At 71.7% G+C, this 25,659-nt stretch carries 22 protein-coding genes; 13 read left to right on the forward strand and 9 right to left on the reverse strand.

Annotation, left to right across the window (positions count from 1 at the left end):
* Position 1 precedes the first annotated feature (1 nt).
* Both PV963_RS37565 and PV963_RS37570 read right to left on the reverse strand, forming a co-directional pair.
* Positions 2 to 622 (reverse strand): DedA family protein, encoded by a 621-nt coding sequence (locus PV963_RS37565; protein WP_274822233.1) that lies wholly within the window; start codon positions 620 to 622, stop codon positions 2 to 4.
* A gap of 29 nt (positions 623 to 651) precedes the next feature.
* Positions 652 to 1,425 carry an MBL fold metallo-hydrolase gene (locus tag PV963_RS37570; protein WP_274820913.1) on the reverse strand — a complete coding sequence of 258 codons (774 nt, stop codon included), beginning with the start codon at positions 1,423 to 1,425 and terminating at the stop codon, positions 652 to 654.
* 83 nt (positions 1,426 to 1,508) lie between these two features.
* Here PV963_RS37570 and PV963_RS37575 point away from each other — a divergent pair, with 83 nt between their 5' ends.
* From PV963_RS37575 to dnaK, 8 genes are all read left to right on the forward strand, one after another.
* Positions 1,509 to 1,910: a hypothetical protein gene (locus PV963_RS37575; protein ID WP_274820914.1), complete on the forward strand. Its 402-nt coding sequence runs from the start codon at positions 1,509 to 1,511 to the stop codon at positions 1,908 to 1,910.
* Positions 1,911 to 2,007: 97 nt separating this feature from the next.
* Positions 2,008 to 4,080: a phage holin family protein gene (locus PV963_RS37580; protein WP_274822234.1), complete on the forward strand. Its 2,073-nt coding sequence runs from the start codon at positions 2,008 to 2,010 to the stop codon at positions 4,078 to 4,080.
* Positions 4,081 to 4,159: 79 nt separating this feature from the next.
* The gene (locus PV963_RS37585; protein ID WP_274820915.1) at positions 4,160 to 5,221 is read left to right on the forward strand and encodes an ATP-binding protein; all 1,062 of its coding nucleotides are present in this window, start codon (positions 4,160 to 4,162) and stop codon (positions 5,219 to 5,221) included.
* A gap of 68 nt (positions 5,222 to 5,289) precedes the next feature.
* Complete coding sequence (locus PV963_RS37590) at positions 5,290 to 7,020, forward strand: vWA domain-containing protein (protein ID WP_425541047.1); 1,731 nt, start codon at positions 5,290 to 5,292, stop codon at positions 7,018 to 7,020.
* A 69-nt stretch (positions 7,021 to 7,089) separates the two neighbouring features.
* The gene (locus PV963_RS37595; protein ID WP_274820917.1) at positions 7,090 to 7,518 is read left to right on the forward strand and encodes an OsmC family peroxiredoxin; all 429 of its coding nucleotides are present in this window, start codon (positions 7,090 to 7,092) and stop codon (positions 7,516 to 7,518) included.
* Positions 7,519 to 7,640: 122 nt separating this feature from the next.
* Positions 7,641 to 9,026 carry a hypothetical protein gene (locus PV963_RS37600; protein ID WP_274820918.1) on the forward strand — a complete coding sequence of 462 codons (1,386 nt, stop codon included), beginning with the start codon at positions 7,641 to 7,643 and terminating at the stop codon, positions 9,024 to 9,026.
* Positions 9,023 to 9,763 carry a glycerophosphodiester phosphodiesterase family protein gene (locus PV963_RS37605; protein ID WP_274820919.1) on the forward strand — a complete coding sequence of 247 codons (741 nt, stop codon included), beginning with the start codon at positions 9,023 to 9,025 and terminating at the stop codon, positions 9,761 to 9,763. The genes PV963_RS37600 and PV963_RS37605 overlap by 4 nt, the downstream gene beginning before the upstream one ends.
* 60 nt (positions 9,764 to 9,823) lie before the next feature.
* Entirely contained in the window at positions 9,824 to 11,689 is a 1,866-nt protein-coding gene (gene dnaK / locus PV963_RS37610) for a molecular chaperone DnaK (protein WP_274820920.1), read from the forward strand.
* A gap of 12 nt (positions 11,690 to 11,701) precedes the next feature.
* On the opposite strand, the gene PV963_RS37615 is transcribed toward dnaK, so the two are convergent.
* Positions 11,702 to 12,187, reverse strand: coding sequence for a nitrate reductase molybdenum cofactor assembly chaperone (locus PV963_RS37615; RefSeq protein WP_274820921.1), 486 nt, complete (start codon positions 12,185 to 12,187; stop codon positions 11,702 to 11,704).
* A gap of 154 nt (positions 12,188 to 12,341) precedes the next feature.
* Positions 12,342 to 13,205, reverse strand: a complete 864-nt coding sequence (locus PV963_RS37620; protein WP_274820922.1) for a helix-turn-helix domain-containing protein — start codon at positions 13,203 to 13,205, stop codon at positions 12,342 to 12,344.
* Between the two features lie 239 nt (positions 13,206 to 13,444).
* Here PV963_RS37620 and PV963_RS37625 point away from each other — a divergent pair, with 239 nt between their 5' ends.
* Positions 13,445 to 13,870 (forward strand): hypothetical protein, encoded by a 426-nt coding sequence (locus PV963_RS37625; protein WP_274820923.1) that lies wholly within the window; start codon positions 13,445 to 13,447, stop codon positions 13,868 to 13,870.
* On the opposite strand, the gene PV963_RS37630 is transcribed toward PV963_RS37625, so the two are convergent.
* Positions 13,852 to 14,658: a helix-turn-helix domain-containing protein gene (locus PV963_RS37630; protein ID WP_274820924.1), complete on the reverse strand. Its 807-nt coding sequence runs from the start codon at positions 14,656 to 14,658 to the stop codon at positions 13,852 to 13,854. The genes PV963_RS37625 and PV963_RS37630 overlap by 19 nt on opposite strands.
* A 127-nt stretch (positions 14,659 to 14,785) precedes the next feature.
* Here PV963_RS37630 and PV963_RS37635 point away from each other — a divergent pair, with 127 nt between their 5' ends.
* Positions 14,786 to 15,091, forward strand: coding sequence for a 4a-hydroxytetrahydrobiopterin dehydratase (locus PV963_RS37635; RefSeq protein WP_059421762.1), 306 nt, complete (start codon positions 14,786 to 14,788; stop codon positions 15,089 to 15,091).
* A gap of 4 nt (positions 15,092 to 15,095) precedes the next feature.
* The gene (locus tag PV963_RS37640; protein ID WP_274820925.1) at positions 15,096 to 15,854 is read left to right on the forward strand and encodes a class I SAM-dependent methyltransferase; all 759 of its coding nucleotides are present in this window, start codon (positions 15,096 to 15,098) and stop codon (positions 15,852 to 15,854) included.
* Here the strand turns inward: PV963_RS37640 and PV963_RS37645 are convergent.
* Together PV963_RS37645 and PV963_RS37650 are read right to left on the reverse strand one after the other, a co-directional pair.
* Complete coding sequence (locus PV963_RS37645) at positions 15,823 to 16,299, reverse strand: hypothetical protein (protein ID WP_274820926.1); 477 nt, start codon at positions 16,297 to 16,299, stop codon at positions 15,823 to 15,825. The genes PV963_RS37640 and PV963_RS37645 overlap by 32 nt on opposite strands.
* Entirely contained in the window at positions 16,296 to 16,775 is a 480-nt protein-coding gene (locus PV963_RS37650; protein WP_274820927.1) for a hypothetical protein, read from the reverse strand. Before PV963_RS37650 ends, PV963_RS37645 begins: the two co-directional genes overlap by 4 nt.
* Positions 16,776 to 16,814: 39 nt before the next feature.
* Here PV963_RS37650 and PV963_RS37655 point away from each other — a divergent pair, with 39 nt between their 5' ends.
* Both PV963_RS37655 and PV963_RS37660 read left to right on the forward strand, forming a co-directional pair.
* Entirely contained in the window at positions 16,815 to 17,783 is a 969-nt protein-coding gene (locus PV963_RS37655) for a helix-turn-helix transcriptional regulator (RefSeq protein ID WP_274820928.1), read from the forward strand.
* A gap of 38 nt (positions 17,784 to 17,821) precedes the next feature.
* Positions 17,822 to 19,696, forward strand: coding sequence for a rhamnogalacturonan lyase (locus PV963_RS37660; protein WP_274820929.1), 1,875 nt, complete (start codon positions 17,822 to 17,824; stop codon positions 19,694 to 19,696).
* Positions 19,697 to 19,746: 50 nt separating this feature from the next.
* Here PV963_RS37660 and PV963_RS37665 read toward each other — a convergent pair whose 3' ends face one another.
* The gene (locus PV963_RS37665; protein ID WP_274820930.1) at positions 19,747 to 22,395 is read right to left on the reverse strand and encodes a cellulose binding domain-containing protein; all 2,649 of its coding nucleotides are present in this window, start codon (positions 22,393 to 22,395) and stop codon (positions 19,747 to 19,749) included.
* A 205-nt stretch (positions 22,396 to 22,600) separates the two neighbouring features.
* The gene (locus PV963_RS37670; RefSeq protein WP_274820931.1) at positions 22,601 to 25,519 is read right to left on the reverse strand and encodes a glycoside hydrolase family 48 protein; all 2,919 of its coding nucleotides are present in this window, start codon (positions 25,517 to 25,519) and stop codon (positions 22,601 to 22,603) included.
* Between the last annotated feature and the right edge of the window lie 140 nt (positions 25,520 to 25,659).

Genomic DNA, 25,659 nt, shown 5'->3' on the forward strand with positions numbered 1-25,659 from the left:
TCTATCGCACCCGCCGCACCACACTCGGCACCGCGCTGATCACCAAGGTCAGCGCGATCGCCGCGACCACACCCTCCCACGGCTCGTCGAACAGCGACCCGCCGAGGATCCCGATCAACTGGTACGTCACGGCCCAGGCCAGGCAGGCGGGCAGGTTCCCGCGCCAGAAGCGCCGCATCGGCCACTTCGCCATCAGGCAGGCCAGCATCACCGGGATGCGGCCCGCCGGCACCAGCCGGGACAGCACCAGCACCGCCACGCCGTGCTCGGCGAGTTTCGTCTGCGCCTGCTCCAGCCGGTCCTCCGGCGCCCGCGCCCGGATCGCCGCCAGCCAGCGCGAGCCGTTCTTCGACTTCATCCCGCGCCGCCCCAGCCAGTACAGCGCCGCGTCCCCGAGGAACGCCGCCAGCGACGCCGTCACGAACACCATCGCCAGCGAGAACGGCGCCGTCTGGTGGAAGGCGACCACGGCCGCCGAACTCACCAGCGCACCCGTCGGGATCACCGGCACCAGCGCCCCGATCAGCACCAGCAGGAAGAGTGAGGGATAGCCGATCGCCTGTTGCGTGGACTCCGGCACGACGGTCGCCGGGGTGACGGCCGACGCCGCGAGCAGAGGTATCGCGGCCTGTGCCACGGGCGCGGTCGAGATCACCGCGCGACCTCCAGGCGCACGCTCTCCCCGTGCCCGAGCCGGTGCACCGCCACATCCGGCGCGTGCCGCGCCGCGAGCCGCACGAACTCGTCACCCGGCGCATGGAACTCGTGGGGGCGCACGGCGTCCATTCCGATCGGCCAGTACGTGCCGTAGTGCACCGGCACCGCACTGCGCGGCGCCAGCCGCGCCAGCGCCTGTGCCGCCCGGCCCGCGTCCAGGTGTCCCTCGCCCAGGTACGGCCCCCAGCCGCCCACCGGCAGCAGTGCCACCTCGACCGGACCGACCTCCTCGGCCATGTCGTCGAACAGCCCGGTGTCCCCGGCGAAGTACGTCCGGGCCTCGCCGGCGATGACGTAGCCGAGCGCGGGGGAGCGGTGCGGTCCGAGCGGCAGCCGGCGACCGTCGTGCCGCGCGGGCACGGCCCGTACGACGATGTCGCCGACCGGTACCTCGTCCCCCGGCGCCACCTCGCTGACCCGCAGGTGCGCGAGCCGGCGCAGCCCGGGCACCGCCCGGCGCGCGCCCCGGGGCACGACCAGGCGTGTGCCCGCGGCGAGCCGCATCAGCGACGGCACGTGCAGGTGGTCGGCGTGCAGATGCGAGACCAGCGCGACATCCGCCTGGTGGGCGCCGGGAGGCGGCAGGTCCCCGCGCCGGCGGCGCAGGTGCGCGAGCCGGCGTGCGAACAGCGGATCGGTGAGCACGCGTACGTTCGAGTCCTCGACCGTGCAAGTGGCGTGACCCCACCAGGTGATCTCCACCGGCACTTCTTTGCCTCCTTCGCGCGACTCCCCGAAGCCTACGTGCAGGAGTAGGGTCGGCGGCGAAACCGGAGGTGAGGGGGGACGCCATGGTGCCGGTCCGGGTCACGGCGATCGCGAGTCTGACGCCGCTGGAGGAGCTCGACGACGATCCGTTCCTGGTCGACTCCCGCAGCCAGCACGCGATGTGCGCCCGCTGGGCCGCCCAGCGGGGCTACGTGATCAGCCGCGAGTTACTGGTCCGGGGGCTGCGTCCCGACCACTGCGCGCTGTGGGACGGCGTCCGGCCCGGCCTCGACCTGTTCGTGGCGCCCAGCCGGAGAGTGCTGGAGAGCGCGATCGCCTCCGTCGAGGAGTTCACCGCGGAGTGCGTGCGGCGCGGGGTGCGGGTCGAGACGGTGGGGCACGCGGAGCCGGCGTACGACGCGGCGATGAAGGCGTGCGTGCACCGTCGGCTGTCGATGCCGACCGCCGGCTACGACGGGCGCTGACGCGACGGTTCGGGGGACACCGGGCGTCCCCGGGGCGTTGTGGCACTGTGGGGGAGGGCCCGTGGTCGCGACGGGCCGGGACGTGAGGTGGCTGGGCGTGCGGGGCGTGCGGTGGCGGCGGGTCGCCAGTCAGGTGGGGCGGAGCGTCGCCGTGTGGGCGGTCTCCACCCTCACCATGCTCGTGCTCGCCGGGATCCTGCCGGAGTTCCGGCTCCGCTCGGCCGACGGCGACAGCGCGACCGACATCGCCGTCACGGCGGCCTTCGGTGCCGGCGCCTTCGGTCTGCTGTCCGCCGTGGTCTGGCCGTTGCTGGTCCGGCTCCTGCTCCTCGTACCGGCGCTCGTGCTCGGGCTGCTGGTGTTCTTCCTCAACGGCGCGCTGCTGCTGCTCGCCCTGCGCCTCGACCCCGGGGAGCGCGGCACCGCCGCCCCGGAGACCGCCGTCGTGGTCGCCGCCGTCATGTCCGCCGTGGCGTCCGCCACCGGCGCCGCCCTGGCCGTGCGCGACGACGACGCCTACCGCCGCCGGCTGTACCGGCTCTCGGACCGCCGCCGTCGCAGGTCCGGACCGCCCTGCCCGGCCAGCCCCGGCACGGTCTTCCTGCAGCTCGACGGCGTCGGCCACGACGTCCTGCTGGGCGCGGTCGGCAAGGGCCTGATGCCCACCGTCGCCCGCTGGCTCGACATCGGCGACGGCGCGCGCTCCACCCACCGGCTCATCCCCTGGCGCACCGACTGGTCCAGCCAGACCGGCGCCAGCCAGCTCGGCATCCTGCACGGCAGCAACCACGACGTCCCCGCGTTCCGCTGGTACGAGAAGGACACCCGCGAGGTGGTCGTGTGCAACCGCCCGACCAGCGCCGCCGAACTCCAGCGCCGCGCCTCCGGATACGCGGGGCACGGCGGCCTGCTCGCCGTCGACGGCGCCAGCCGCGGCAACCTGTTCAGCGGCGGCGCCGGACAACAGGCCCTCGTGCTGTCCATCGCCGGCCGCCGCAGCCGGGAGAACCGCTCCCGGGCGGGCTACTTCGCCTACTTCTCCGACCCGGCCAACGCCGTGCGCACGGCCCTGTCCTTCGCCGCCGAGGTGGGCCGGGAGATCGGCCAGTCCACCCGGGCCCGCCTCGCCAAGCAACGCCCGCGCGTCTCCCGCGGCGGCCTCTACCCGCTCGTGAGGGCCTTCGCGACCGTCGTCGAGCGGGACGTAGTCGTCGCCGCCGTGACGGGCGACATGCTCGCCGGCCGCACCGCCGTCTACGCCGACCTCGTGGCCTACGACGAGGTCGCCCACCACTCCGGCCCGGCGAGCCGCGACGCGCAGAAGGTCCTCGAACGCCTCGACCGCTCCCTCGCGCTGATCGAGAAGGTCGCCGAGCACGCCCCGCGCCCGTACCGGATCGTCGTGCTGTCCGACCACGGCCAGAGCCCCGGCGAGACCTTCCGCTCCCGCTACGGGCTCACCCTCGGCGACCTGGTGCGGGCCGGCTGCGGACTGCCCGTGCCGCGCCGGGCGGAGCGCACCCGCAGCGGGACGGAGGCCCGCGCGGCCGTGCGCGCCGCCCTGCGCATCCCCGTCGAGGAGCACGGCGAGCAGCACCGCCCCACCCGCCGCTCGGAGCCGATCGTGCTGGCCTCCGGCAACCTCGGCCTGGTCTCCTTCCCGGACGTCACGCACCGGATGAGCAAGGAGGAGATCGACGCCCGCCACCCCGCCCTGCTGCCGACCCTCGCCAACCACCCCGGCATCGGCTTCCTGCTGGTGCGCAGCGACGAGCACGGCGGGGTCGTCCTCGGCGCGTACGGCGCCGAGATACCGCTCGCCGACCTCGACGACAACCCGGGCCCGCTCGCCGCGTTCGGGCCGGGCGCCGCCGACGCGGTACGCCGCACGCACTCCTTCCCGCACGCCGCCGACATCATGGTCAACTCCTTCCACGACCCGGCCGACGGCGAAGTCCTCGCCTTCGAGGAACAGATCGGCTCCCACGGCGGACTCGGCGGTGAACAGGGCAAACCCTTCCTGCTGTCGCCGCTCGGCTTCTCGCCGCCGGTCGACGAGGGGGAGGAACTCGTCGGCGCCGAACACGTCCACCGCGTACTGCGCCGCTGGATGCGCGAGTCGGACGGCCCCCAGGTGCCGATGGTGAGCAGAGAGGAACGCGCCGCCTGAAATTGGGCTGCGCCCGGGGAGCCGTACGCACACACTGGTGCGGTTCGTCTTCCCACACCCCTTTCGAGGAGAACCTGCCTTGCAGGCCGCCGTCACCGTCACTCCCGCCCGCATCCCGGAGCTGCTGCTCGGTCTCGCCACCGTCCGGCCGGTCTTCCTCTGGGGCGCTCCCGGCATCGGGAAGTCCTCCCTGGTACGGGCGTTCGCCGAGTCGCTCGGCCTGGAGTGCGTGAGCCTGCTGGGCACCCAGCTGGCGCCCGAGGACCTCATCGGCGTACCGCAGATCCGCGAGGGGCGCTCGGTGTTCTGCCCGCCGGAGGCGATCGCCCGGGACGAGCCGTACTGCCTGTTCCTGGACGAGCTCAACGCGGCCACTCCGGACGTGCAGAAGGCGTTCTACTCGCTGATCCTCGACCGCCGTATCGGCAGCTACGAACTGCCCAAGGGCTCGATCGTCATCGGCGCCGGAAACCGCGCCACCGACAACGCGCTCGCCCGGCCCATCGCCTCCGCGCTCGTCAACCGCCTCACCCACGTGCACCTGGAGGCGTCCGCGACGGACTGGCTCGTCTGGGCCGCGGACAACAGCATCCACCCCTGGATCGTGGACCACCTCACCGACCGGCCCGACCACCTGTGGTCCAAGCCGCCGAAGACGGAGGAGCCGTTCTCCACGCCCCGTTCCTGGCACATGCTCTCCGACGCCCTGCACTCCTTCGGCCGCGACCTCGACGAGGAGACGCTGCGGGTGCTCGCGCACGGCACGCTGACGCCCGCGCACGCGCAGGCCTTCTGCGGCTACGTCAAGATCGTGCGCAGCCGGTTCGGCATCGAGGCGATCCTCAAGGGCGACGCCCGCTGGCCGAACCGTGCGGAGGACCGCGACCTGCTCTTCTACCTGGCCGACTCCTTCCGCGGCCGCCTGATCAAGGAACTGCCCGCGAGCAAGGAGCACATGTCGGCGAACGGCCGCCAGACCGCCTACCGCGCCAAGTCGCTGCTGGTACAGCTCGCGGAGATATCCGTCGAGGTCGCCCAGACCGTCATCGCCTCCGACAGCGACGGCAACCCCGTGCTGCCCTCCTGGTTCCTCGTCGAGGCGGCGCGCGACATGCCCCGGCTGGTGGAGGCACGCCGGTGAGCCGTGGCCACGACAAGGACCGGCGGAAGAAGAAGCGGGACCTCGCGGGCGAGGCCTTCGCCGAGGGAATGCGGCTGATGCGGACCAACCCCGCCCTCGCCGCCGTGGAGTTCGACGTCTGCCGCCAGGAGGAGTGCCGCTTCGCGCCCCGCCACGGACTCGTGGTCGTCGACTCCGACGGCGATCTGCACGTCCACCCGGACCGGCTCGCCGAGCCCGCCGCCTGGGCCTGGGCGCTCGCCCACGCCGTCCTCCACCTCGGCTTCGGGCACGTCCCGGCGGTCAAGGGCGACCGCGTCCAGTCCGACCGCCACGACCTCGCCGCCCGCTGCGTCGTCGTCAACCGCTTCCTGCTCGGCTTCACCATCGGCGAGACCCCGGAGCACCTCCCCGCCTCCTACCCGGACGGCGACGAGGAGCAGCTCGCGGCCCGCTGGCGACGCGACGGACTGCCCGCCGTGTACGAGCGCTGCGGCACGGCCGGCGACGAGCCCGACCAGGTGCTGGTGCCGTGGGTGGGCTGGTCCCAGCCGCCCGACTGGCAGCTGGCCTTCGCCGGCGCCCTGACCCGGACCGTGTCCGCCGCGATGGACATGGCGGGCGGCCGCCGCGACAGCCTGGACGGCGAGGCACCGCTGCTGCGGCCCTGGCAGCGGGCGCTGAGCTGGTTCATGTCCTCCTACCCGCTGCTCGGCGGTATCGCGTCCGGCATCAAGCTGGTCGCCGACGCCGAACTCGCCCGCGCGCACGGCATCGCGATCGCCGCGGTCAACGCCGAGGCCGGCGAGATCTACGTCAACCCGCTGCGGCAGTTCGACGACGAGGAGTGGCGGTTCGTCCTGGCCCACGAGATGCTGCACGCCGCCCTGCGCCACGGCGACCGCTGCGGCACCCGCGACCCCTACCTGTTCAACATCGCCTGCGACTACGTGATCAACGGCTGGCTGACCGAGATGCAGGTCGGCGCCATGCCCGAGGGGCTGCTGCACGACCCGGGGCTCGCGGGCCTGTCCGCGGAGGAGGTGTACGACCGGATCGCCGGCGACCTGCGCCGCATGCGCCGGCTGGCCACACCGCGCGGCAAGGGCGCCGGCGATGTCCTCGGCGCGCCGCTCGGCCCGCCCCGCGACTACGTCGACCTGGACGGGTTCTACCGCCGCGGCCTCGCCCAGGGACTCGACCTGCACCAGCGGCAGGAGCGCGGCTTCCTGCCCGGCGGCCTGGTCGACGAGATCCGCGCGCTCAGCCATCCGCCGCTGCCGTGGGACGCGCGGCTCGCCCGCTGGTTCGACGAGTTCGTGCCCCGCCCCGAGCCCGTACGGTCCTTCGCCCGCCCCTCGCGCCGCCAGGCGGCCACCCCCGGGATCCCCCGCGCGGGGCGGTACTTCCCGCCCGAGGAGATCGCCCGCTGCACCTTCGGCGTGGTCCTGGACACCTCCGGCTCCATGGACCGCGTCCTGCTCGGCAAGGCACTGGGCGCCATCGCCTCCTACGCCGAGGCCCGGGACGTACCGGCCGCCCGGGTCGTGTTCTGCGACGCGGCCCCGCACGACGCCGGCTATCTGCCGGTCACCGAGATCGCCGGCCGGGTGCGCGTGCACGGCCGGGGCGGCACCGTCCTGCAACCCGGCATCGACCTGCTGCACCGTGCCGACGACTTCCCGCCCGGCGCGCCCGTCCTGATCATCACCGACGGCTGGTGCGACGTCCTGCGCGTGCGGCGCGAGCACGCGTACCTGATCCCGCGAGGGGCGCGGCTGCCGTTCAGCGCCAGAGGTCCGGTCTTCCGCGTGAGTTGAACCGGAGTGTGATCGGATAGTGGCCGGGAACCGGTCACGGTTTCCGGATACTCATCGAAAGGATGCGACATGGCAGCCACGCGCTCCGCACACACCGTTTGGGAAGGCAACCTCTTCAAGGGCAACGGCGTCGTCACCTTGGACTCCTCCGGCATCCTCGCCGAGCAGCCGGTGACCTGGGCGGCCCGCACCGAGGAGCCGGGCGGGAAGACCAGCCCGGAGGAGCTGATCGCCGCCGCCCACTCCAGCTGCTTCTCGATGGCCTTCTCCAACATCCTCGACAAGGCCGGCACCCCGCCGACCAAGCTGGTGACCTCCGCCGACGTCACCTTCCAGCCCGGCGAGGGCATCACCGGCATCCACCTCACCGTCGAGGGCACCGTCCCCGGCATGGACGAGGCGGCCTTCCTCGCCGCCGCCGAGGAGGCCAAGGTCGGCTGCCCGGTCAGCCAGGCCCTCAAGGCCACGCCCATCACCCTGACCGCCAAGCTCGCCTGACCGGCCCCACCCACGTCGCGCGGGCCCGCCCACCAGGCGCGGCCCGCGCGACGCGTCGGTTCGCCATCCGCGCCCGGGGTATGAACCAGACGCTCTGACGCCGACGGTCCGGAAGGAACACGATGCTGCCGGGAACGTCCACCAGCGCGACGGTGCTCGACTCCGCCACCCGTGACCGGACCCGCGTCCTGCTGCTGTTCAGTCTCTCCGGTCGGCTCCGCCCCCGGGACACCACCCTCGGCGCCCTCGTCGACCGCTACGACTACGGCCGCTTCGCCTCCCACTTGATGACCAGCCAGGACGTGCTCCCCGCTGCGCTGCTCGACGAACAGGTCGCGCCACGCCGGCTGCGGCTGCCGCACGGCGACCACGGCCTCGGCCTCGCGTCCCTGCGGATCCTCGTCGTCGCCACCCCGCGCGGCGACGCCACCCTCGTCGTGGACTGCGCCTTCGCGGGCGAGACCACGGCCGGCGACCTCGCCGCCTGGCTGGCCACCACCTGCTTCGACCGGGAGCGGATCGAACTCGACGACCGCCCGCTCCTGACGGTGCTGGCCCGGCAACTCGGCGGCCGGTCGCTCGCCCTCGGCCAGAACGTGCACCAACTCGTCTTCCCCGGCGGCCGGTTACAGCACGAGCTGCTCAGCGCCGACCCGGCCCGCAAGGCGATCCTGCTGAACGAGATCGTCTACCGCGGCCGGATGCCCTGGAACCCCGCCACGCCCTACGACGCGAGCCTCGCGCCGCACGTCAGGAACCACGGCGTCACCCTGTCCGCCCTCGGCCGGGGCGTCTCCGTCCAGGCGGGCTGGGCCCCGCACGTCGAGAACGGCCTGATGCTCGTCGCCATCGGCATGATCTCCGCCCTGGCCGTGCTCCAGCGCACCCGCCTCGCGGCCTTCGCGACGATGAAGGCCAACGAGCGGGCCCTGACCGACTCGCCCACCGAGATCCGCTCCCTGATCACCCGCCTGTCCGCGGGCGTCAACGAACTCCAGCTGGACCTCGCCTTCGGGGTCGAGGCCTACGTCGACAGCCTGCTGATCCCCGAGATGGTCATGGAGGCGTTCCAGTCCGCGCTGCGCGACGCGCTCGGCATCCGCGACAGCCTGGAGAACTCGGCCCGCATGGTCGAGCGCCTGACCTCGGTGATCAGCGCCCGCTCCGCCGCCCTGGACGCCGAGCTCGCCGAGCGCGACGACCGCCGGGACCGCACCGTCTCCGGCCTGGTCGCCGCCGCCACGCTGATCGCCCTGCCGCCCACCCTGCTGCTGGCCTTCTTCGGCGTGAACGGCACGAACGTCGACGAGCACAGCTCCATCCTCGACCTGCGCGCCTACGGCACGGCCTACGCGCTGGCCTGGCTCCCCTTCGTGATCCTGGTCCTGATCGGCTACGTCCTGCTCAGACGGATCAGCACCCGCTCCGGCTCGCTGCTGCCGGCGTCCGACGACGACGCCGTACCCGTCCCGCCGCCACGCTCGCCCTCCGGGAGCCGACGACCATGACGCCACGCCCCGCCGTCTCCGCCCACCGGGGCGGCTCCGAGCGCGCCGGACCCGCCACCTGGCAGGCATACGAGGACGCGCTCGAGTCCGGCGCGGAGTACGTCGAGTTCGACATCCGCCGCACGATGGACGGCGTCCTCGTCGTCTACCACGACCCCCGGGTCGGGCACACCGGGCCGCCGCTGGCCGCGCTCACGCACGCCGAGCTGAGCGAGCGGGCCGGGTACGACGTGCCGGTGGTGGACGAGGTCATGGCGCTGATCGCCGGGAAGCTCGTGGCGCACCTGGACCTGAAGGAGGCGGGCTACGAGCGGGAGGTGATCGACCGGGCGGTGGCCCTGCTCGGCGTGGACGGGCTCGTCGTGACGACGCTGGAGGACTGCTCCGTGGCCGCCGTCGCACAGGCCTTCCCCGGGGTGCGCACCGCGCTGTCCCTGGGGCGCGACCGCAGGGAACTGGCCCTGGCCCGGCTGCCCGGGACCCGGCTGAGCGAGCTGTTCCCGGCCCGCCGCATCCGGGCCTGCGGGGCCCACGGCGTCGCCGTCCACCAGCGGCTGGCCAGGACCACCGTGCTGCGCGAGGCGACCCGGCACGGCCTGTTCACCATGGTGTGGACGGTCAACGACGACACCCTGATGCGGGCCTTCCTCGCCCACCCGCGCGTGGACGTGCTCGTCACCGACCGGCCCCGGCGAGCCGTGGCGCTCCGCGGGCCGATCACCCCCTCGCGGCATTGACAACAGCGCACTCAAGTTTTGTGCTGGAGAGTAAGAGCGCCCTGGCGGAAGGGGACAGCGATGGGACGTGCGGTCGGGATCGACCTCGGAACCACGAACTCGGTGGTCGCCGTGCTGGAAGGCGGCGAGCCCACCGTCATCGCCAATGCGGAGGGGGCCAGGACCACACCCTCGGTCGTGGCGTTCGCCAAGAACGGCGAGGTGCTGGTCGGGGAGGTGGCCAAGCGGCAGGCCGTGACGAACGTGGATCGCACCGCCCGCTCGGTCAAGCGCCACATGGGTGACGCGCACTGGCGCTTCCCCGACCACGGCGACATCGACGGCACCCGCTACCGGGCGCAGGAACTGTCCGCGCGGGTGCTGCAGAAACTGAAGCGGGACGCGGAGTCCTACCTCGGCGAGGACGTCACCGACGCGGTGATCACCGTCCCGGCCTACTTCGACGACAGCCAGCGGCAGGCCACCAAGGAGGCCGGGGAGATCGCGGGCCTGAAGGTGCTGCGGATCATCAACGAGCCGACGGCCGCGGCCCTCGCCTACGGCCTGGACAAGGAGAACGACCAGACGGTGCTCGTCTTCGACCTCGGCGGCGGCACCTTCGACGTGTCGCTGCTGGAGATGGGCGAGGGCGTCATCGAGGTGAAGGCCACCAACGGCGACACCCACCTCGGCGGCGACGACTGGGACCAGCGGATCGTCGAGTACCTGATCAAGCGCTTCAAGGGTCAGTACGGCGTCGATCTCGGCAACGACAAGATGGCGGTGCAGCGGCTGCGCGAGGGCGCCGAGAAGGCCAAGATCGAGCTGTCCAGCTCCACCGAGACGACGATCAACCTGCCCTACATCACAGCCTCCGCCGAGGGGCCGCTGCACCTCGACGAGAAGCTGACCCGGGCCCAGTTCCAGGAGCTCACCGCCGACCTGCTCGACCGCTGCAAGGCGCCCTTCCACCAGGCGGTCCAGGACGCCGGCGTGAAGCTCTCGGCGATCGACCACGTGATCCTGGTCGGCGGCTCGACCCGGATGCCCGCGGTGACCGACCTGGTCAAGGAACTCACCGGCAAGGAACCGCACAAGGGCGTCAACCCCGACGAGGTCGTGGCGGTGGGCGCCGCGCTCCAGGCGGGCGTCCTGCGCGGCGACGTCAAGGACGTGCTGCTGCTCGACGTCACCCCGCTGTCCCTGGGCATCGAGACCAAGGGCGGCATCATGACGAAGCTCATCGAACGCAACACCACCATCCCCACGCGGCGTTCGGAGATCTTCACGACGGCGGCCGACAACCAGCCCTCGGTCGGCATCCAGGTCTACCAGGGCGAACGCGAGATCGCCGCGTACAACAAGAAGCTCGGCGTATTCGACCTGACGGGCCTGCCGCCGGCGCCGCGCGGCGTGCCGCAGATCGAGGTGGCCTTCGACATCGACGCCAACGGCATCATGCACGTCTCCGCCAAGGACCTGGCGACCGGCCGCGAGCAGAAGATGACCGTCACCGGCGGCTCGGCCCTGCCCAAGGACGACATCGACCGCATGATGCGCGAGGCCGAACAGTACGCGGAGGAGGACCGCAAGCGCCGCGAGGCCGCCGAGACCCGCAACCAGGCCGAGCAACTCGTCTACCAGACCGAGAAGTTCCTCCGCGACAACGGCGACAAGATCCCGGCCGACACCAAGACCGAGGTCGAGTCGGCCGTCGCCGAGGTGAAGGGACAGCTGGAACAGCAGGCGGACACCGCCGCCCTGCGCACCGGCGTCGAGAAACTCGCCACGGTCAGCCAGAAGATGGGCCAGGCGATGTACGCCCAGGCCCAGCAGACCCCCACCGAGGAATCCTCCGGCACCCCGCGGGACGAGGAGGGTGTCGTCGACGCGGAGATCGTGGACGAGGAGAAGGAGCAGGGCGACCAGAAGGGTGGGGCGGCCTAGGCGGACACCCCCCTAGCTTCCCGGCGGATCGCTTGCCTGGGTCTCCGCGGGCGGCAGCGTCGCGTACACGGCGTCGACGACGGAGGCGTACGGAGTGCCGGAGTCGGCCAGCCCGGAGCGCAGTCGCTCCAGTCCGGCCCGGTGCTCGGTCAGCAGCACGGTGTTGCCGGTGCGGGCCGTGAACTCCAGTACCGCGGGCAGGAAGTCGGGCAGCTCCTCGCCGGTGAGCTCCAATCCGTGGGAGCTGTAGAGCTCCTGGAAGCGGGCCGGCGAGAACCCGCGCCAGCGGCTCAGGTACAGGCTGTGGCCCTGCGCGCTCTCGAAGACCTGGAGGTAGTGGGCGGCCAGCTCCCGCGGCGCGGTGACGGCCGCGTGGTCGGCGAACTCCCGTAGCTGCGGGGCGGCTTCACGCAGCAGCGGCAGCCGGGCGTGGAAGTCGTCGCCGGGATACGTCAGGCACAGCGCGGCCGCCTGGTACAGCAGCTCGAAGCCGGGCATCTGACCTCCTTGGCGTGCGCTCTTGCCGCGCCCCGTGCTGACGACGCTAGGGGCGGACGGGGGAGCGCACCCGCCGACGACGCCCGTACGGGTCACGGCCTGCGCGCGTCCCCTCTGCCCAGGGGCCGGCCGGCCGGTGCCGACGGGGCCTCGCTCAGAAGCTCTCGCGGTACTCCCGCAGGAGTCTCTCGGTGCGCTGGGTGGAGGCGGCGCCCGCCGTCATGTGGTCGAGGACCTCCAGGTGCGCGGAGACCTCCTTGCGGGAATCCAGGTAGAGCGCGCCGGTCAGGTACTCGGTGAAGACCATGTCGGGCAGTTCGGGCTCGGCGAAGCGGAACAGGGAGAACGGCGCGTACGTCCCCGGGTGCGGGCCGTCCTGGAACTCGGCGATCTGGAGCGTGACACGGTCCCGCTCGGAGTACTCCAGCAGCTTGTCCAACTGGTCCCGCATCACCTGGCCGTCGACGCTCACCGGCCGCCGCAGCACCGTCTCGTCCATGATCACCCACAGGTGCGGCGGGTTCGGGCGCTCCAGCAGCCGCTGCCGCTCCATGCGCAGCGACACGTGCCGCTCCACGGCCTCCGGCCCGAAGTTCCCGATGGTGCCGGCCTGCAGGACCGCACGCGCGTACCCCTCGGTCTGCAACAGCCCCGGTACGAAGTGCGGCTCGTAGGACCGGATGATCCGGGCGGCGCCCTCCAGGCTCACGTACAGGCTGAACCACTCCGGCAGCACGTCGTGGAACCGCTGCCACCAGCCCGGCCGGTTGGCCTCCTCGGCGAGCTCGACGAACGCGGTCACCTCGTCGTCCGGCACGCCGTACGCCGTCAGCAGGATCTGCACGTACGGGATCTTCAGCGCGACGTCGGCGGTCTCCATCCGCCGGACCGTCGCGGGGGCGACGCGCAGCACCCGGGCGGCCTCGTCACGACTGAGGCCCGCCGCCTCGCGCAGCTCCTGCAACCTCTTGCCCAGCACCACCTGGCCCACGGTGGGTGCGGCCCGCCGTTCACTCACGCCACGCCTCCCCAACGTGCCCAAGCCTGCGATCAGTCTGGCACGTCCCGCCGACAGTCTCACAGGGCCGCGGGCGAGGAGATCGCGAGAACGGACGAGTCGCCGGGCATTACCCCGCGGGTAATCGACCGGTCACGCCCGTGAGGGGATCGTGAACCCACCGGGTCCCGGGCCGGCGCACTCCGGCCCGGGATCCGGTGCCCGCCACCGCACCCTGACCCGACGGAGAGTGATGCACCATGTCCGCGACCCAGCCCGCCACGCTCGCCCGGACCGGCGCGCCGCAGTCGACGCTGCGCCGCTTCCTCGCCCTGGACGCGGCGGTGACCGGCGCCAACGCGCTCGCCTACCTCGCCTTCTCCGGCCCGCTCGGCCGTTTCCTCGGCGTGGACTCCACGCTGCTGCTCGCACTGGGCGCGTTCCTCACCGCCTACGCGGCGGGCGTGGGCCTGCTGGCCGCCCGCCGGCAGCCGCCGGCGCTCGGCGTGCGGGCCGTCGTCGAGGCCAACCTCGCCTGGACGGCGGTGAGCCTCGTCGCCCTGGCGCTGTGGCTCACGCCGAGCACGGCGGGCGCCGTGTGGACGGTGCTCCAGTCCCTGACCGTGGCCGGCTTCGCCGCCCTCCAGTACATGGCCCTGAGGGCCCGTCAGGGCAGCAGCGACTGAAGGTACTTGACAGTCGCCGGGTCGGCCGGGAGGAGCGTCTCGATGGCCAGCTCGGCGACGGTCACGTCCATCGGTGTGTTGAACGTGGAGATCGAGGAGATGAACGACAGCGTCCGCCCCTCGTGCTCGATGCGCAGCGGCAGCGCGAAGTACGGCACCGGCTCCGCGGGCTCGTCCGCCGGCTCCGCGTCGGGCACCGGATACGCCGCCACCTCCTCGTACAGCGCCCGCAGCGGCTCGGAGCGGTGCAGCGCGATCTGCCGCTCCATCTGCTCCAGCAGGTGCCCGCGCCAGGCGCGCAGATTGCGGATGCGCGGCGCCAGACCCTGCGGGTGCAGGGCGAGCCGCATCGCGTTCAGCGGCGGTTCGAGCAGGGACTCGCAGACGCCGTCGATCAGCGTCATGATCCCCCGGTTGGCCGCCACGACGTTGTACAGCGCGTCCACCACCAGCGCCGGATACGGCTCGTAGCCCCCGATCAGCCGCTCGATGCCCTCGCGCAGCGCGCCCAGCGCCGGGTCGTCCAGCGACGTCTCGGGGTAGCGCGGGGCGTAACCGGCCGCCAGCAGCAGCGCGTTGCGCTCCCGCACGGGGATGTCCAGGTGCTCGGCCAGCCGGAGCACCATCTCCTCGCTGGGCCGGGAACGGCCGGTCTCGACGAAGCTGATGTGCCGGGCCGAGGAGTCCGCGCGCAGGGCCAGCTCCAGCTGGCTGACCCGGCGCTGCTCCCGCCAGGCCCGCAGCAGCGGCCCCACGCCCTGGCCGGCGGTGGACGGATGAGTGGTCATGCCGGGACCGTAGTCGAGAACCGGCCGAGCCGGACAGACAGACCGCTCCGACCAGGCCTCGGACGTCCCGCTGTGGCAGGCTGAGAAGGCAGCAGAGGACCCCGGCGCCAGGGAAGGAGCGCAGCCCATGCCCGTCGAACCGCTGTCGCAGAAGGAGGTCGAGGACCGGCTGGCCGAGCTGCCGGGCTGGTCGCTCGACGGGGACCGCCTCACCCGGTCCTACCGGCTCGGCTCGCACTTCGCGGCGACGGCGATGGTCGTGCACATCGCCCAGGTCCAGGAGGAGCTCGACCACCACTCCGACCTCACGCTCGGTTACAACTCGGTGTCGCTGTCCGTCCACACGCACAGCGCGGGCGGCGCCGTCACCGAGAAGGACTTCGAGCTCGCCCGCAGGGTGGAGGACCTGGCCCCCGGGCACGGGGCACACTGACCGGGTGCTCGACTACGACAAGGAAGCGGAGCGGTACGACGCCTCGCGCGGCGGCGAGCCCAGGGCGGCCGCCGCCGCGGCGGCGGTGCTGAGCCTCGTGCCGCCGGACGCGCGCAGCCTGCTCGACGTCGCCTGCGGCACCGGCATCGTCACCCGCCGGCTCGCGGCCGCGCGCGACGGCATGCGGGTGACCGGCGTGGACCTCGCCCCGGCGATGGCCCGGCAGGCCGCCGCCCGGCTGCCCGGTGCCGTGGTGCTCGCCGACAGCCGTCGGCTGCCCTTCCGGGACGGCGAGTTCGACGCCGTGTGCAGCGTGTGGCTGCTGCACCTGGCCGCCGGGCCCGCCGACGCCCGGACCATCGTCGGCGAGTGCGCCCGGGTGCTGCGGCCCGGCGGCGTCTACGTGACCACGGTCGACAAGGCCGCCTCCCACAACGTGGGCAGTGACATCGATGTCGTCCTGTCCTCCCGCCCGCCCAGCCCGGTCCGGGACGCGGCGGCGGACGTCGAGTCCTACGCCGCCGGCCACGGCCTGGTCCCGTCCGGGCAGGCCCGCTTCCGGGGCCACGGACAGGGCCGCAGCCCTCGCCGCACGGTCGCGGACCTCAGACGCGGCTGGTTCGTCACCCTGCCGCCCGGCCACCCGCTCGCCGACGGCTTCGCCACCCGCCTGGGGGAACTCCCCGACCAGGACCGTCCCCGTCCCGACCCCGTCTTCACACTCCGGGCCTTCAGGAAGCCGCCGGATCCTCCGGCCGTGTGAACTCCATGATCCAGTTGGTCACCCAGCTCTGGCCGCCGTCCACCGAGAACGCCTGCTCCCAGCGGGCGGCGGTGTCACTGACCCCCGACCACACGAACCGCACCCGAACGTCCTTGCCGTCGTAGGTGTCGTCGCCGTGGAATTCGCCGCGCGCGTCCTCGAAGCGGCCGAAGACCGGCGGGAACAGCGTGCCGCTGCGGCTGGACGCCCAGTTGAGCGACCACTCCTTACGGACCGGGTCGAACAGCCGCAGCGTCAGCCCCTTCGCGGCCAGGTGCGGCATGTCGATCTCGTCGATGTTGGCGGCCCCGTCGAACAGCGGCCGGCACTCGCTCCGGCCCGGGAACTCCTCCCAGTCGCTGCCGGGGTCGAGGAAGTCGGTGCGGCGGCGGTGCAGGACGTTCCAGGTGCCGTGGAAGAAGTCGAAGTCGTGCGGGCTGCTCATGAGCGGTCTCCTGTGGTTCCCTCGGGCAGACGGTCGGCCAGATAGGCGTCGAGGTCGGGGACGTCCGGGGCGAGCATGTGCCGTACCCAGGCGTCGCGTTCGTGCAGGATCGGCGGCAGCTCCCAGACGCAGCCGATCCACGGCAGGCCGGGCCTGACGAAGTGCGCGGGGTCGCGGTCCGGGCAGCCGAGGACCGGCTGGCCCGCCGCCGCGCCGTCGAAGTGCAGCACGTTGTCCCACACCCAGCTGTACGCGTTCAGATAGGCGCCGTCGTCACCGCCGCGGTGCAGCACGACGAACGTCGCCGGCGGGGTGCCGTCCGGTTCCGGCAGCAGCTCGGGCAGGATCGCGTACGCCGCCTCCGCCACCTCGGGCGCGATGCCCTCCGGGTCGGCCGTGACGTGGTAGCGCTTGATCGACCGGCCGGCCACCTCGATCGGTGGCGGCACGGTCAGCAGTTTCTCCGTGAAGGACATGGCGGGACGCTAGAACCGGTCCCCTGACATCATGTGTCAGTGAAGTCCAGCCGACTCGTCTCGATCCTCCTGCTGCTCCAGACCCGCGGCCGGATGACCGCCGCGCAGCTCGCCGAGGAGCTGGAGGTCTCGGTCCGTACCGTCTACCGGGACGTGGAGGCCCTCGCTGCCGCCGGGGTCCCGCTGTACGGCGACGCGGGCCACGCCGGCGGCTACCGCCTGCTCGACGGCTACCGCACCCGTCTGACGGGTCTCACCGCCGACGAGGCCGAAGCTCTTTTCCTCGCGGGCGCCCCCGGCCCCGCCGCGCAGCTCGGTCTCGGCTCCGTGCTCGCCGCCGCCCAGCTCAAGGTGCGCGCCGCCCTGCCGGCGGAGCTGCGCGCGCACGCCGACCGGATCAGCGGCCGGTTCCACCTGGACGCCCCCGGCTGGTACGCGGACGCCGATGACGCCCCTCACCTGCCGGCCGTCGCGGACGCCGTGTGGAACAGCCGCGTGCTGCACGTCCGGTACCGCCGCTGGCGCGAGCCCACCGACGTGGAGCGCCGCCTGGAGCCGTACGGGCTGGTACTGAAGGCGGGCCGCTGGTACGTCGTCGCCGGGCCCGGACCACGTACCTACCGGGTCGACCAGATCCTCGGACTCACCACGCACGACGAGGAGTTCACCCGACCAGGGGACTTCGACCTGGCCGCGTACTGGGCGGCGTACCAGCGCGGCTTCCACGACCGGCTGCACCGCGGCGAGGCGGTGGTGCGGCTGGCCCCGGGGACGTCGCTCACCGGGGCGGCGGGAGAGGCCGTACGGCGCCACGGACGTGACGACGCCGACGGCTGGACACGCGCCACGGTCCCCATCGAGTCGGTCGAGCACGCCCACGCCGAGTTCCTGCGCCTGGGCACCGGCATCGAGGTGCTGGCTCCGGACGAACTGCGGTCGAGGATCGCCCGGACCGTGGCCGAACTGGCCGAGCGGTACGGCAACTCCCGCGCACCCGGCGGCGACTGAGAGGCGGAACCCGCCCGTCCTTCCAGGAGGTCCGTCCCGTGAAGCACCCGCACAGGCACCGCAGACGCCGCCTGCTCCTCCCCGTCGCCGCAGCCACGGCGGCACTCGTCGGCGCCGGCCTGACCACGTTCGCCACCGACGACTCCGCCGAGGCCGCCACCGCCCGGCAGGTCGAGAAGCTGGACCGGGGCGTGGTCAGCGTCCACACCGGCAGTGGCAACCTGGTCAGCTGGCGCTGGCTGGGTACCGACCCGAACGACGTGTCGTTCAACGTGTACCGGGCCGGTACGAAGGTCAACCCGACCCCGGTCACCGGCTCCACGAACTACTTCCACTCCGGCGCCCCCTCGCACGCCGACTACACCGTCCGCGCGATCGTGAACGGCGTGGAGCAGGGCGACTCGGTGCACGCGGTCCAGTTCCGCACCGGTTACAAGGACGTCCCCCTCTCCCCGCCCGCGGGCGGCACCGCGCCGGGCAACTCGGCCTACACCTACGAGGCCAACGACGCCTCCCTGGGCGACCTCGACGGCGACGGCGCCCTGGACATCGTCCTGAAGTGGCAGCCGACCAACGCCAAGGACAACTCCCAGTCCGGCTACACCGGCAACACCATCGTCGACGGCCTCAAACTCGACGGCACCCGCCTGTGGCGCATCGACCTGGGCCGCAACATCCGCTCAGGCGCCCACTACACCCAGTTCCAGGTCTACGACTACGACGGCGACGGCAAGGCCGAGGTCGCCATGAAGACCGCCGACGGCACGAAGGACGGCACCGGCGCGGTCATCGGCTCCTCCTCGGCCGACCACCGCAACTCCTCCGGCTACGTGCTGTCCGGGCCGGAGTTCCTGACCATGTTCAACGGCCAGACCGGCAAGGCGATGCAGAGCGTCGACTACGTCCCGGCCCGCGGCACCGTCTCCTCCTGGGGCGACAACTACGGCAACCGCGCCGACCGCTTCCTCGCCGGCACCGCCTACCTCGACGGCGCCCGCCCCTCCCTGATCATGGCCCGCGGCTACTACACCCGCACCGTCATCGCCGCCTGGGACTGGCGGAACGGCTCCTTCACACGCCGCTGGACCTTCGACACCAACTCCTCCACCAACAGCGGCAAGGGCTACGACGGCCAGGGCAACCACAGCCTGTCCGTCGCCGACGTCGACGCCGACGGCAAGGACGAGATCGTCTACGGCGCCATGACCGTCGACGACAACGGCAACGGACTGTGGACCACCAAGCTGGGCCACGGCGACGCCGGCCACGTCGGCGACCTCAACCCCTCCCGGACGGGCCTGGAGTACTTCAAGGTCTCCGAGGACTCCGGCAAACCCGGCTCCTGGATGGCCGACGCCCGCACCGGCCAGATCCTGTGGCAGACGGCGTCGGGCTCCGACAACGGCCGCGGCGTCGCCGCCGACATCCACGCCGGCAGCCCCGGCGCCGAGGCCTGGTCCGCCGCCGACACCACCCTGCGCTCCGCCACCGGCGCCTCCCTCGGCCGGGAGCCCTCCAGCATCAACTTCCTGTCCTGGTGGGACGGCGACCCCGTCCGCGAACTCCTCGACGGCACCCGCATCGACAAGTACGGCACGTCCGGCGACACCCGCCTGCTGACCGGATCCGGCGTCTCCTCCAACAACGGATCGAAGTCCACGCCCGTCCTGTCCGGTGACATCCTCGGCGACTGGCGCGAGGAGGTCGTCTGGCGCACCAGCGACAACAAGGCCCTGCGCATCTACAGCACCCCCCACCAGACCAACACGAAGATCACAACCCTGCTCCACGACACCCAGTACCGCACCGCCCTGGCCTGGCAGAACACCGCCTACAACCAGCCCCCGCACCCCAGCTTCTTCATCGGCAACAACATGCCGACGGCTCCCAGGCCGACGGTCTACACCCCCTGAGAAAGCCGAGGGCGTATGCCGTCTGAGGCATACGCCCTCGAAAAGCACGGTCAGGCCACCGTGCAGCTCTGGTCACCCAGCTTGAACGCCGTCGGCTTCGTGTTCGTCCCCGACGAGTTCGCCGTGAAGCCGAAGCTCACGGACGAGCCCGCCGCCACGCCTGCGTTCCAGCCGACGTTCTTCGCCGTCACCGCCGAACCCGACTGCGCGGCCACGGCGTTCCACGCCTGGGTCAGTTTCTGGCCGTCGGCGAAGGACCAGACGAGGGACCAGCCGTTCCAGGGGGTGGTGCCGGTATTGGCGACCTGCACGTCCGCCTGGAAGCCGCCCGACCACTGGCTGGTGACCTTGTACGTCACCTTGCAGGCACCGGCCGGTTCGGGCCCGGGCCCGGGACCCGTGGTGCCGCCGTCGGAGCTGTCGCCGTAGATGACGCCGCGGCCGTTGGTCGCCACGTACACCCGGCCGTACACCCTCGGGTCACCGGTGATGGCCGCACCCGTCCAGCCCCACTGGTGGGCGTCGTCGTTGATGCGCGTCCAGCTCGCGCCCTTGTCCGTGGAGCGGAAGACGCCGCGTACGCCGCCGATCTTGGCGCTGGTGTAGAGCGTCTGGTAGGAGGCGCCGGGTGCCGCCTTGCCGAAGCCGATGGTGTCGGCCTGCTCGACGTTCGACAGCTTCGTGAAGCTCGTGCCGCCGTCCGTCGAGTGCCACAGGCCGTACGCGCCGTCGCTCGCTCCGCCCGCCAGCCAGACGTCGCCCTTCCCGCCGGGCAGCGCCTTGAAGCGGACGCTGTCGCCGCCGGGCAGCCCCGTCGCCGGTGACTCCTTGAACGTCGCCCCGCCGTCCGTGCTGACGTAGAACTTCCCGGACTTGAAGCCGTAGAAGGTCTTCGGGTCGACGCGGTCCGACTCGACGATCGCCCCGGAGGGAATTCCACCGGACGCCTGCCACGACGTGCCGAAGCCCGTCGCGTGGTGCACGCCGGCGCCCTGCGGGCTCCACACGAACCGGCTGCCGTCGGCCGCCGCCGCGACCGTGCCGCCGCCGCTCACGCCCGAGGGGTCGGTCCCCGCGAACCAGTTGGCGCCGTTGTCCGTCGAGAACGAGATGTGCGGACCGGAGTCGAGGTTGCCGACCCGGACGACCGTGTTCGGGTTCGACTCGGCGAAGTCCAGACTGGTGGTCGTCGTGAAGTTCGGCTGGGTGAACATCATCGACGGGACCTTCGTCAGAACCGTGTGGCGGAAGCCGCCGATGTCACCCAGCGCGCTCAGCAGCGGGGCGCCCGACGGCGGTGACGCCAGGTCGTTGACCGCCGTCTCCTCCAGCCCCTGCACCATCGGCTTGACGGTGAACTTGCTTCCGCTGTCCCAGTTGGTGAGGTTCTCGGTGCCGTAGATCGTCGCGCCCGTCCCGTACATCATGCGGTTCGAGTCGAACGGGTCGATCTCCAGAGCTTCCGTCATCCACCCGAGCTTCGGGGTCTGCTCGGGCGGCTGCGGGTTGGCGCCCCAGGTCAGCCACGGCGAGGAGGAGACGTCCATCGTGTAGCGGTTCTCGCGATTCGGGTACGACGTGTAGTCCCACGCCTTGGTCCAGTTCGCGCCGCTGTCCGTGGAGCGGAAGATCTGCGTGTCCGGCCACCAGGCGCTGTACGCGGTCGCCATCACCGTGCCCGGCTTCTGCCGGTCCACCGTCAGCCCGCTGAAGCCGTAGAACGTGTCGGCCTCCGCCACCGGGCTGATGTTCGTCCAGGCCCCGGTCCCGGTCGCGTACCGCCACAGCTGGCCCTTGCCGCCGTCGTACGGGCCGCCCTTGTCGCTGTAGGCGAGGTAGAGGTAGCCGTTCTTCGCGTCCAGTACGCCCTTGTGGGCGAGGTAGCCGGTGGGCTGCCCGGCAAGGCGCTGCCAGGTCGCGCCCGCGTCCGTCGAGCGGTACACCGCGTTGTCCTTGTCGGCGACCCCCACGTAGATCGTCTTGGTGGCGCTGCCCGACGTGCCCGTGGACTCGTCGAAGGTGACCCAGACGATGCCCTGGTTGTCGGACGCGTAGCCGCTGGTGTCGCTCGGGTCCTGCACGTAGTTGCCGACGTTGGGGAAGTTCGTCACCTGCGACCAGGTCACGCCCGAGTCCGTCGACCGCCACAGCCCCTTGCCGCTGGGCGCGCCCAGATACAGCACGCTGTTCCGGTTCGGGTCGACGGCCAGCCGCTCGCCCATGCCCCGCCCCGGCATGTTGCCGCCCAGCTTGAACGGCAGGTTCGTCTTCTGCCAGCTCGCACCCCGGTTGGCGGAGCGCATGACCGCACCGTTCTTCGGATCCCAGCTGTTGGTGTACGTACCGACCGCCGCGTACACCCGGTTCGGATCGACGGAGTCGGACGCGATGCTGACGACCCCCGTGTGCCCCCAGTCGTCCCAGCCGACGGAGTCCAGCAGCGGCGTCCAGGTCTTCGAGGCCTCCTGCCAGCGGTAGGCACCGCCGATGTCGGTCCGGGCGTAGGCGAGGTTCTTCTCGGTCCGGTTGAAGACGATGCCGGGGACGAAGCCACCCCCGTCGATCCGGGCGTTCTTCCAGGTGTAGGTATCGGCGGCGATCTTCGTCGACGGCGGATCGGCGGCCAGGGCGGCGGGAGCGCCCGACAACAACCCGGCCGCCAGCGCGAGCACGGCCGTGAGAGCACGGGTTCTTCGCACGGTGGGGTTCCTTCCGTGAGGGGGGAACGTGCGAGGGCCGGGCGGCCCCAGTGCGGGTGGAGCCGCCCGGCCGTGGCCCCGCGTCAGGTGCAGGGCCACGTACGCAGAGCTTCGGACGCTGTCTTGGGGGCGCGGGGAACTGCGCGACCAGCCACACACGGCCCGCAGACAACAACCGCACAACCCGCGGAGCGCCCGGCGGGGACTATTCGAGAAGCTCCGCGTACGAGCCCATGGCCAAGGCGATATCCGCCTGAGCCCAGAACCGGTGATACGTGAACGACGGCACCGCACCGCCCGCGAGGTAACTCTCGATCTTCGACCAGGCAGGATCGTCCTCGTAGAAGGACCGGATCGAGTCGAACGTCGACGACGAGTTGATCGCGTCACCGTTCGGCATCGTGCCCGTCCAGCCACTCGGGATGTACACCGGGTCGTCGAACCGGTTGTAGTCCGCGCGGGTCTCCGGGACGGCGATACCGAGGTCGTCCTGGTGGTTCGCCCACATACCGTCCAGCAGCTTCTTCGCCGCCGTCGCGGCCTCCGTGTCACCGGAGCGGTCGGCGTAGTACGTCAGGGTCTTGGCGTACGCGGCCGCCACACCGACGTCGTTGGTGTAGTCGGCGACGGTGACGTGCAGCCCGCTGTTGGAGCCGGGGCTGGAGGCGTTCCAGGTGTCGGGCTGGCCCGACCACTGGAGCGTCGACGGGATACGGAACGTGCCGTCCGGGTTGAACGTGGTCTTGGACAGCGCCCAGTCGACCCACTTGTCGAGGACCGCCTTGGCCTGCGCGTTCCCCGTCTGCTGGTACAGCTCGGCGACCCGCTCCATGGACCACGCCTGGAAGCCGAACCACTGGTTGGACGGCGGGTCGTGGTACACGGGCTTCTCGTCGTAGTACATGCCGTAGAACGTCGACTTCCCGGCGGGCGGGGTCGCGTACCGGCCCGCCCAGCTGTTGGTCGCGCCGCCGGCGATGGCGCCCTCGTCCGACTGGAGCCAGCGGTAGAACTCCAGCTGCCGGTCCATGGACTTGGCCCAGTCGGCCGCGCCCGTCGCCGACTTGGGCTTCAGCGGGGCGTAGTTGCTCAGCGCGTAGGCGGCCAGCGGGTTCTGGTAGCCGCCGTGGGCGTGGCTGGAGCCGATGCGCCAGGCCCAGCCGGCGTTGGTGTCGGTGGCGCCGCCCCAGGCGTAGTACCAGGACATCAGGTACATCGAGGCGTCCTTGCCGGTGCCCGCCGGGCAGGCCGACGGTCCGACGCAGTTGCCGATCTTCTTGAAGTACTTGTCGAACATGGAGTAGCGCAGGTAGTCGCCCATCTTGGCGGCCTTGCCGACCGTCGCGGAGACGTCCCCGCCCTTGCCCTGCTCCTTCGCCCACAGGTCCGCCCAGTAGGCGGCCTGCACGGCGCGCGCGTCGGCGTCCGGCGCGTTGGTGAACTTCCACTGCTTGGCGTAGGAGGCGTCAGCGGTGAACAGGTCCAGATAGCCGTTCTTGCCGCCGTACTTGAAGGCGTCGCAGGTCGGCTGCGGCACCGTCTCCCACACCGACTCCTGCGAGCCGCGCTGGAAGGTGTTGATGTACGACGGGCCGGTGTCCGACGGGCCCGCCTCGCACTTGCCGGGCGAGTTGCCGTAGCCGTAGACGTTGTCGACGTCCTGGAGCCAGTGCATGCCGTAGACGTCGTCCGTGCCGTACGCGCTCTTCAGCTCGGCCGCGATCGGGTCCCGGCCCACCGAGACACCGGTGTCGAGCTTGGCCGGGTACTCGTTGGGGGTGTCCAGCTCGGGCGCGTAGGTGGCCGGCTTGGAGGCGTTGTAGAAGGAGTTGGTCGGCTGGTCGGCCTTGGTGGGGATCATGTACTTCTCCATGAGATCCCACGCGCCGTTGAACTTGGACCAGTCACCGGTCACCTTGCCGTACATGGCCTGGAGCCACAGGAGGTAGCTGTACGCCTCCGAGGTGGTCTCGTGGCCGTGGTCCGGCGCCTCGACGATCAGCGTCTCGACCGAGTGGTAGGGAATGCCCTCGGGGGAGAAGTAGCCGTTCGCCGGGTTGGTGATCTTCCCGTAGAGCTCCAGGAAGCGGGCGTCGTACGCCTTGGTCGCCGCCAGCTGGGTGACGGTGACGGAGGCCTTGGCGTGGCCCGCGGCCGTCGACTCGAACACGGCGGAACCCGTACCGGAGTCGGCGGCCGTGACGGTCACCTTCTGCGCGGTGTTCCAGTTCTGCGGGGTGAAGGTGAGCGAGGCGCCGCCCGTGACCGACAGGCCCGCGTTGCCGCTCGCGCGGGCCGACGTGACCGTCACGTTGGACGTCGGCTGCTTGGACAGCTTCACCTCGTACGTGCCCGACTTGCCGGACTGCACGCCCAGTTGGAGCGGCGAGGCGACGACGGTCGGGCCGGAGGCAACCGTGATGCCGACCGGGGTGGAGTCGGCGGAGGCGCCCATGCTGTCGTAGGCCTTCGCCACCAGGGAATGGCTGCCCACGGTCAAATCCGAGACGGACAGCGCGTAGGGCGCGCTCGTGTCCGTGCCCAGCAGCTTGGTGTCGTCGTAGAACTCCACCTTGCTGATCGTGGCGTTGTCCGCGGCGGCCGCGGTGGCCGCCAGCGGGACCGCCTCGCCCTGGGTGTAGACGGCGCCTGCGGCCGGGCTGGTCAGCACGGCGATCGGCGGCTGGTGCGCGCCGGTGCAGGGCGTGCCGTTGACCGCGAAGGACGTGGGCGCGGTGTTGCTGCCGCTGTAGCTGAACTGGGCGCCGGTGGAGACGGCGGCGCCCGCGGCGACCCGCGCGTTGTGCGGGGCGTTCTTGACGGTGACGTTCTGGCCCGACTGCGACCAGGTGCCGTTCCAGCCGTTCCCCAGCTTCTGGTTGCCGGAGTAGGCGTACGTCAGCGTCCAGCCGTCGATGGCGTCCGTGCCGCGGTTGGTGAGGGTCAGGTCCGCGGTGAAGCCGGAGCCCCAGTCGTTCGTCTTGTAATCGACACTGCACTGAAGTGCGGCCGCCTGCGCGGAAGTCGACCCTGAGGAGAGCATCGTCAACGGAAGCGCGAGAGCTGCGAGCGCGGCGGTCCACAGACGCCGCACCGCTCTCCGTCTCCGGGGTGGGGGATGCATGGTGCTGGTTCCTCCTTGCGGCTCGGAGAAGTCAAGGCTTGAACCAGTGGGAGCGCTCCCATAGTGAGGACGGGTGTGGTACCGGTCAAGGTCCTTGAAGAGTCGAAAAGATTCGACGCCGAGAGTTGAGCGAAAGTCAG

It is taken from the genome of Streptomyces coeruleorubidus (assembly GCF_028885415.1).
GTDB classification, from domain to species: Bacteria; Actinomycetota; Actinomycetes; order Streptomycetales; family Streptomycetaceae; genus Streptomyces; species Streptomyces coeruleorubidus_A.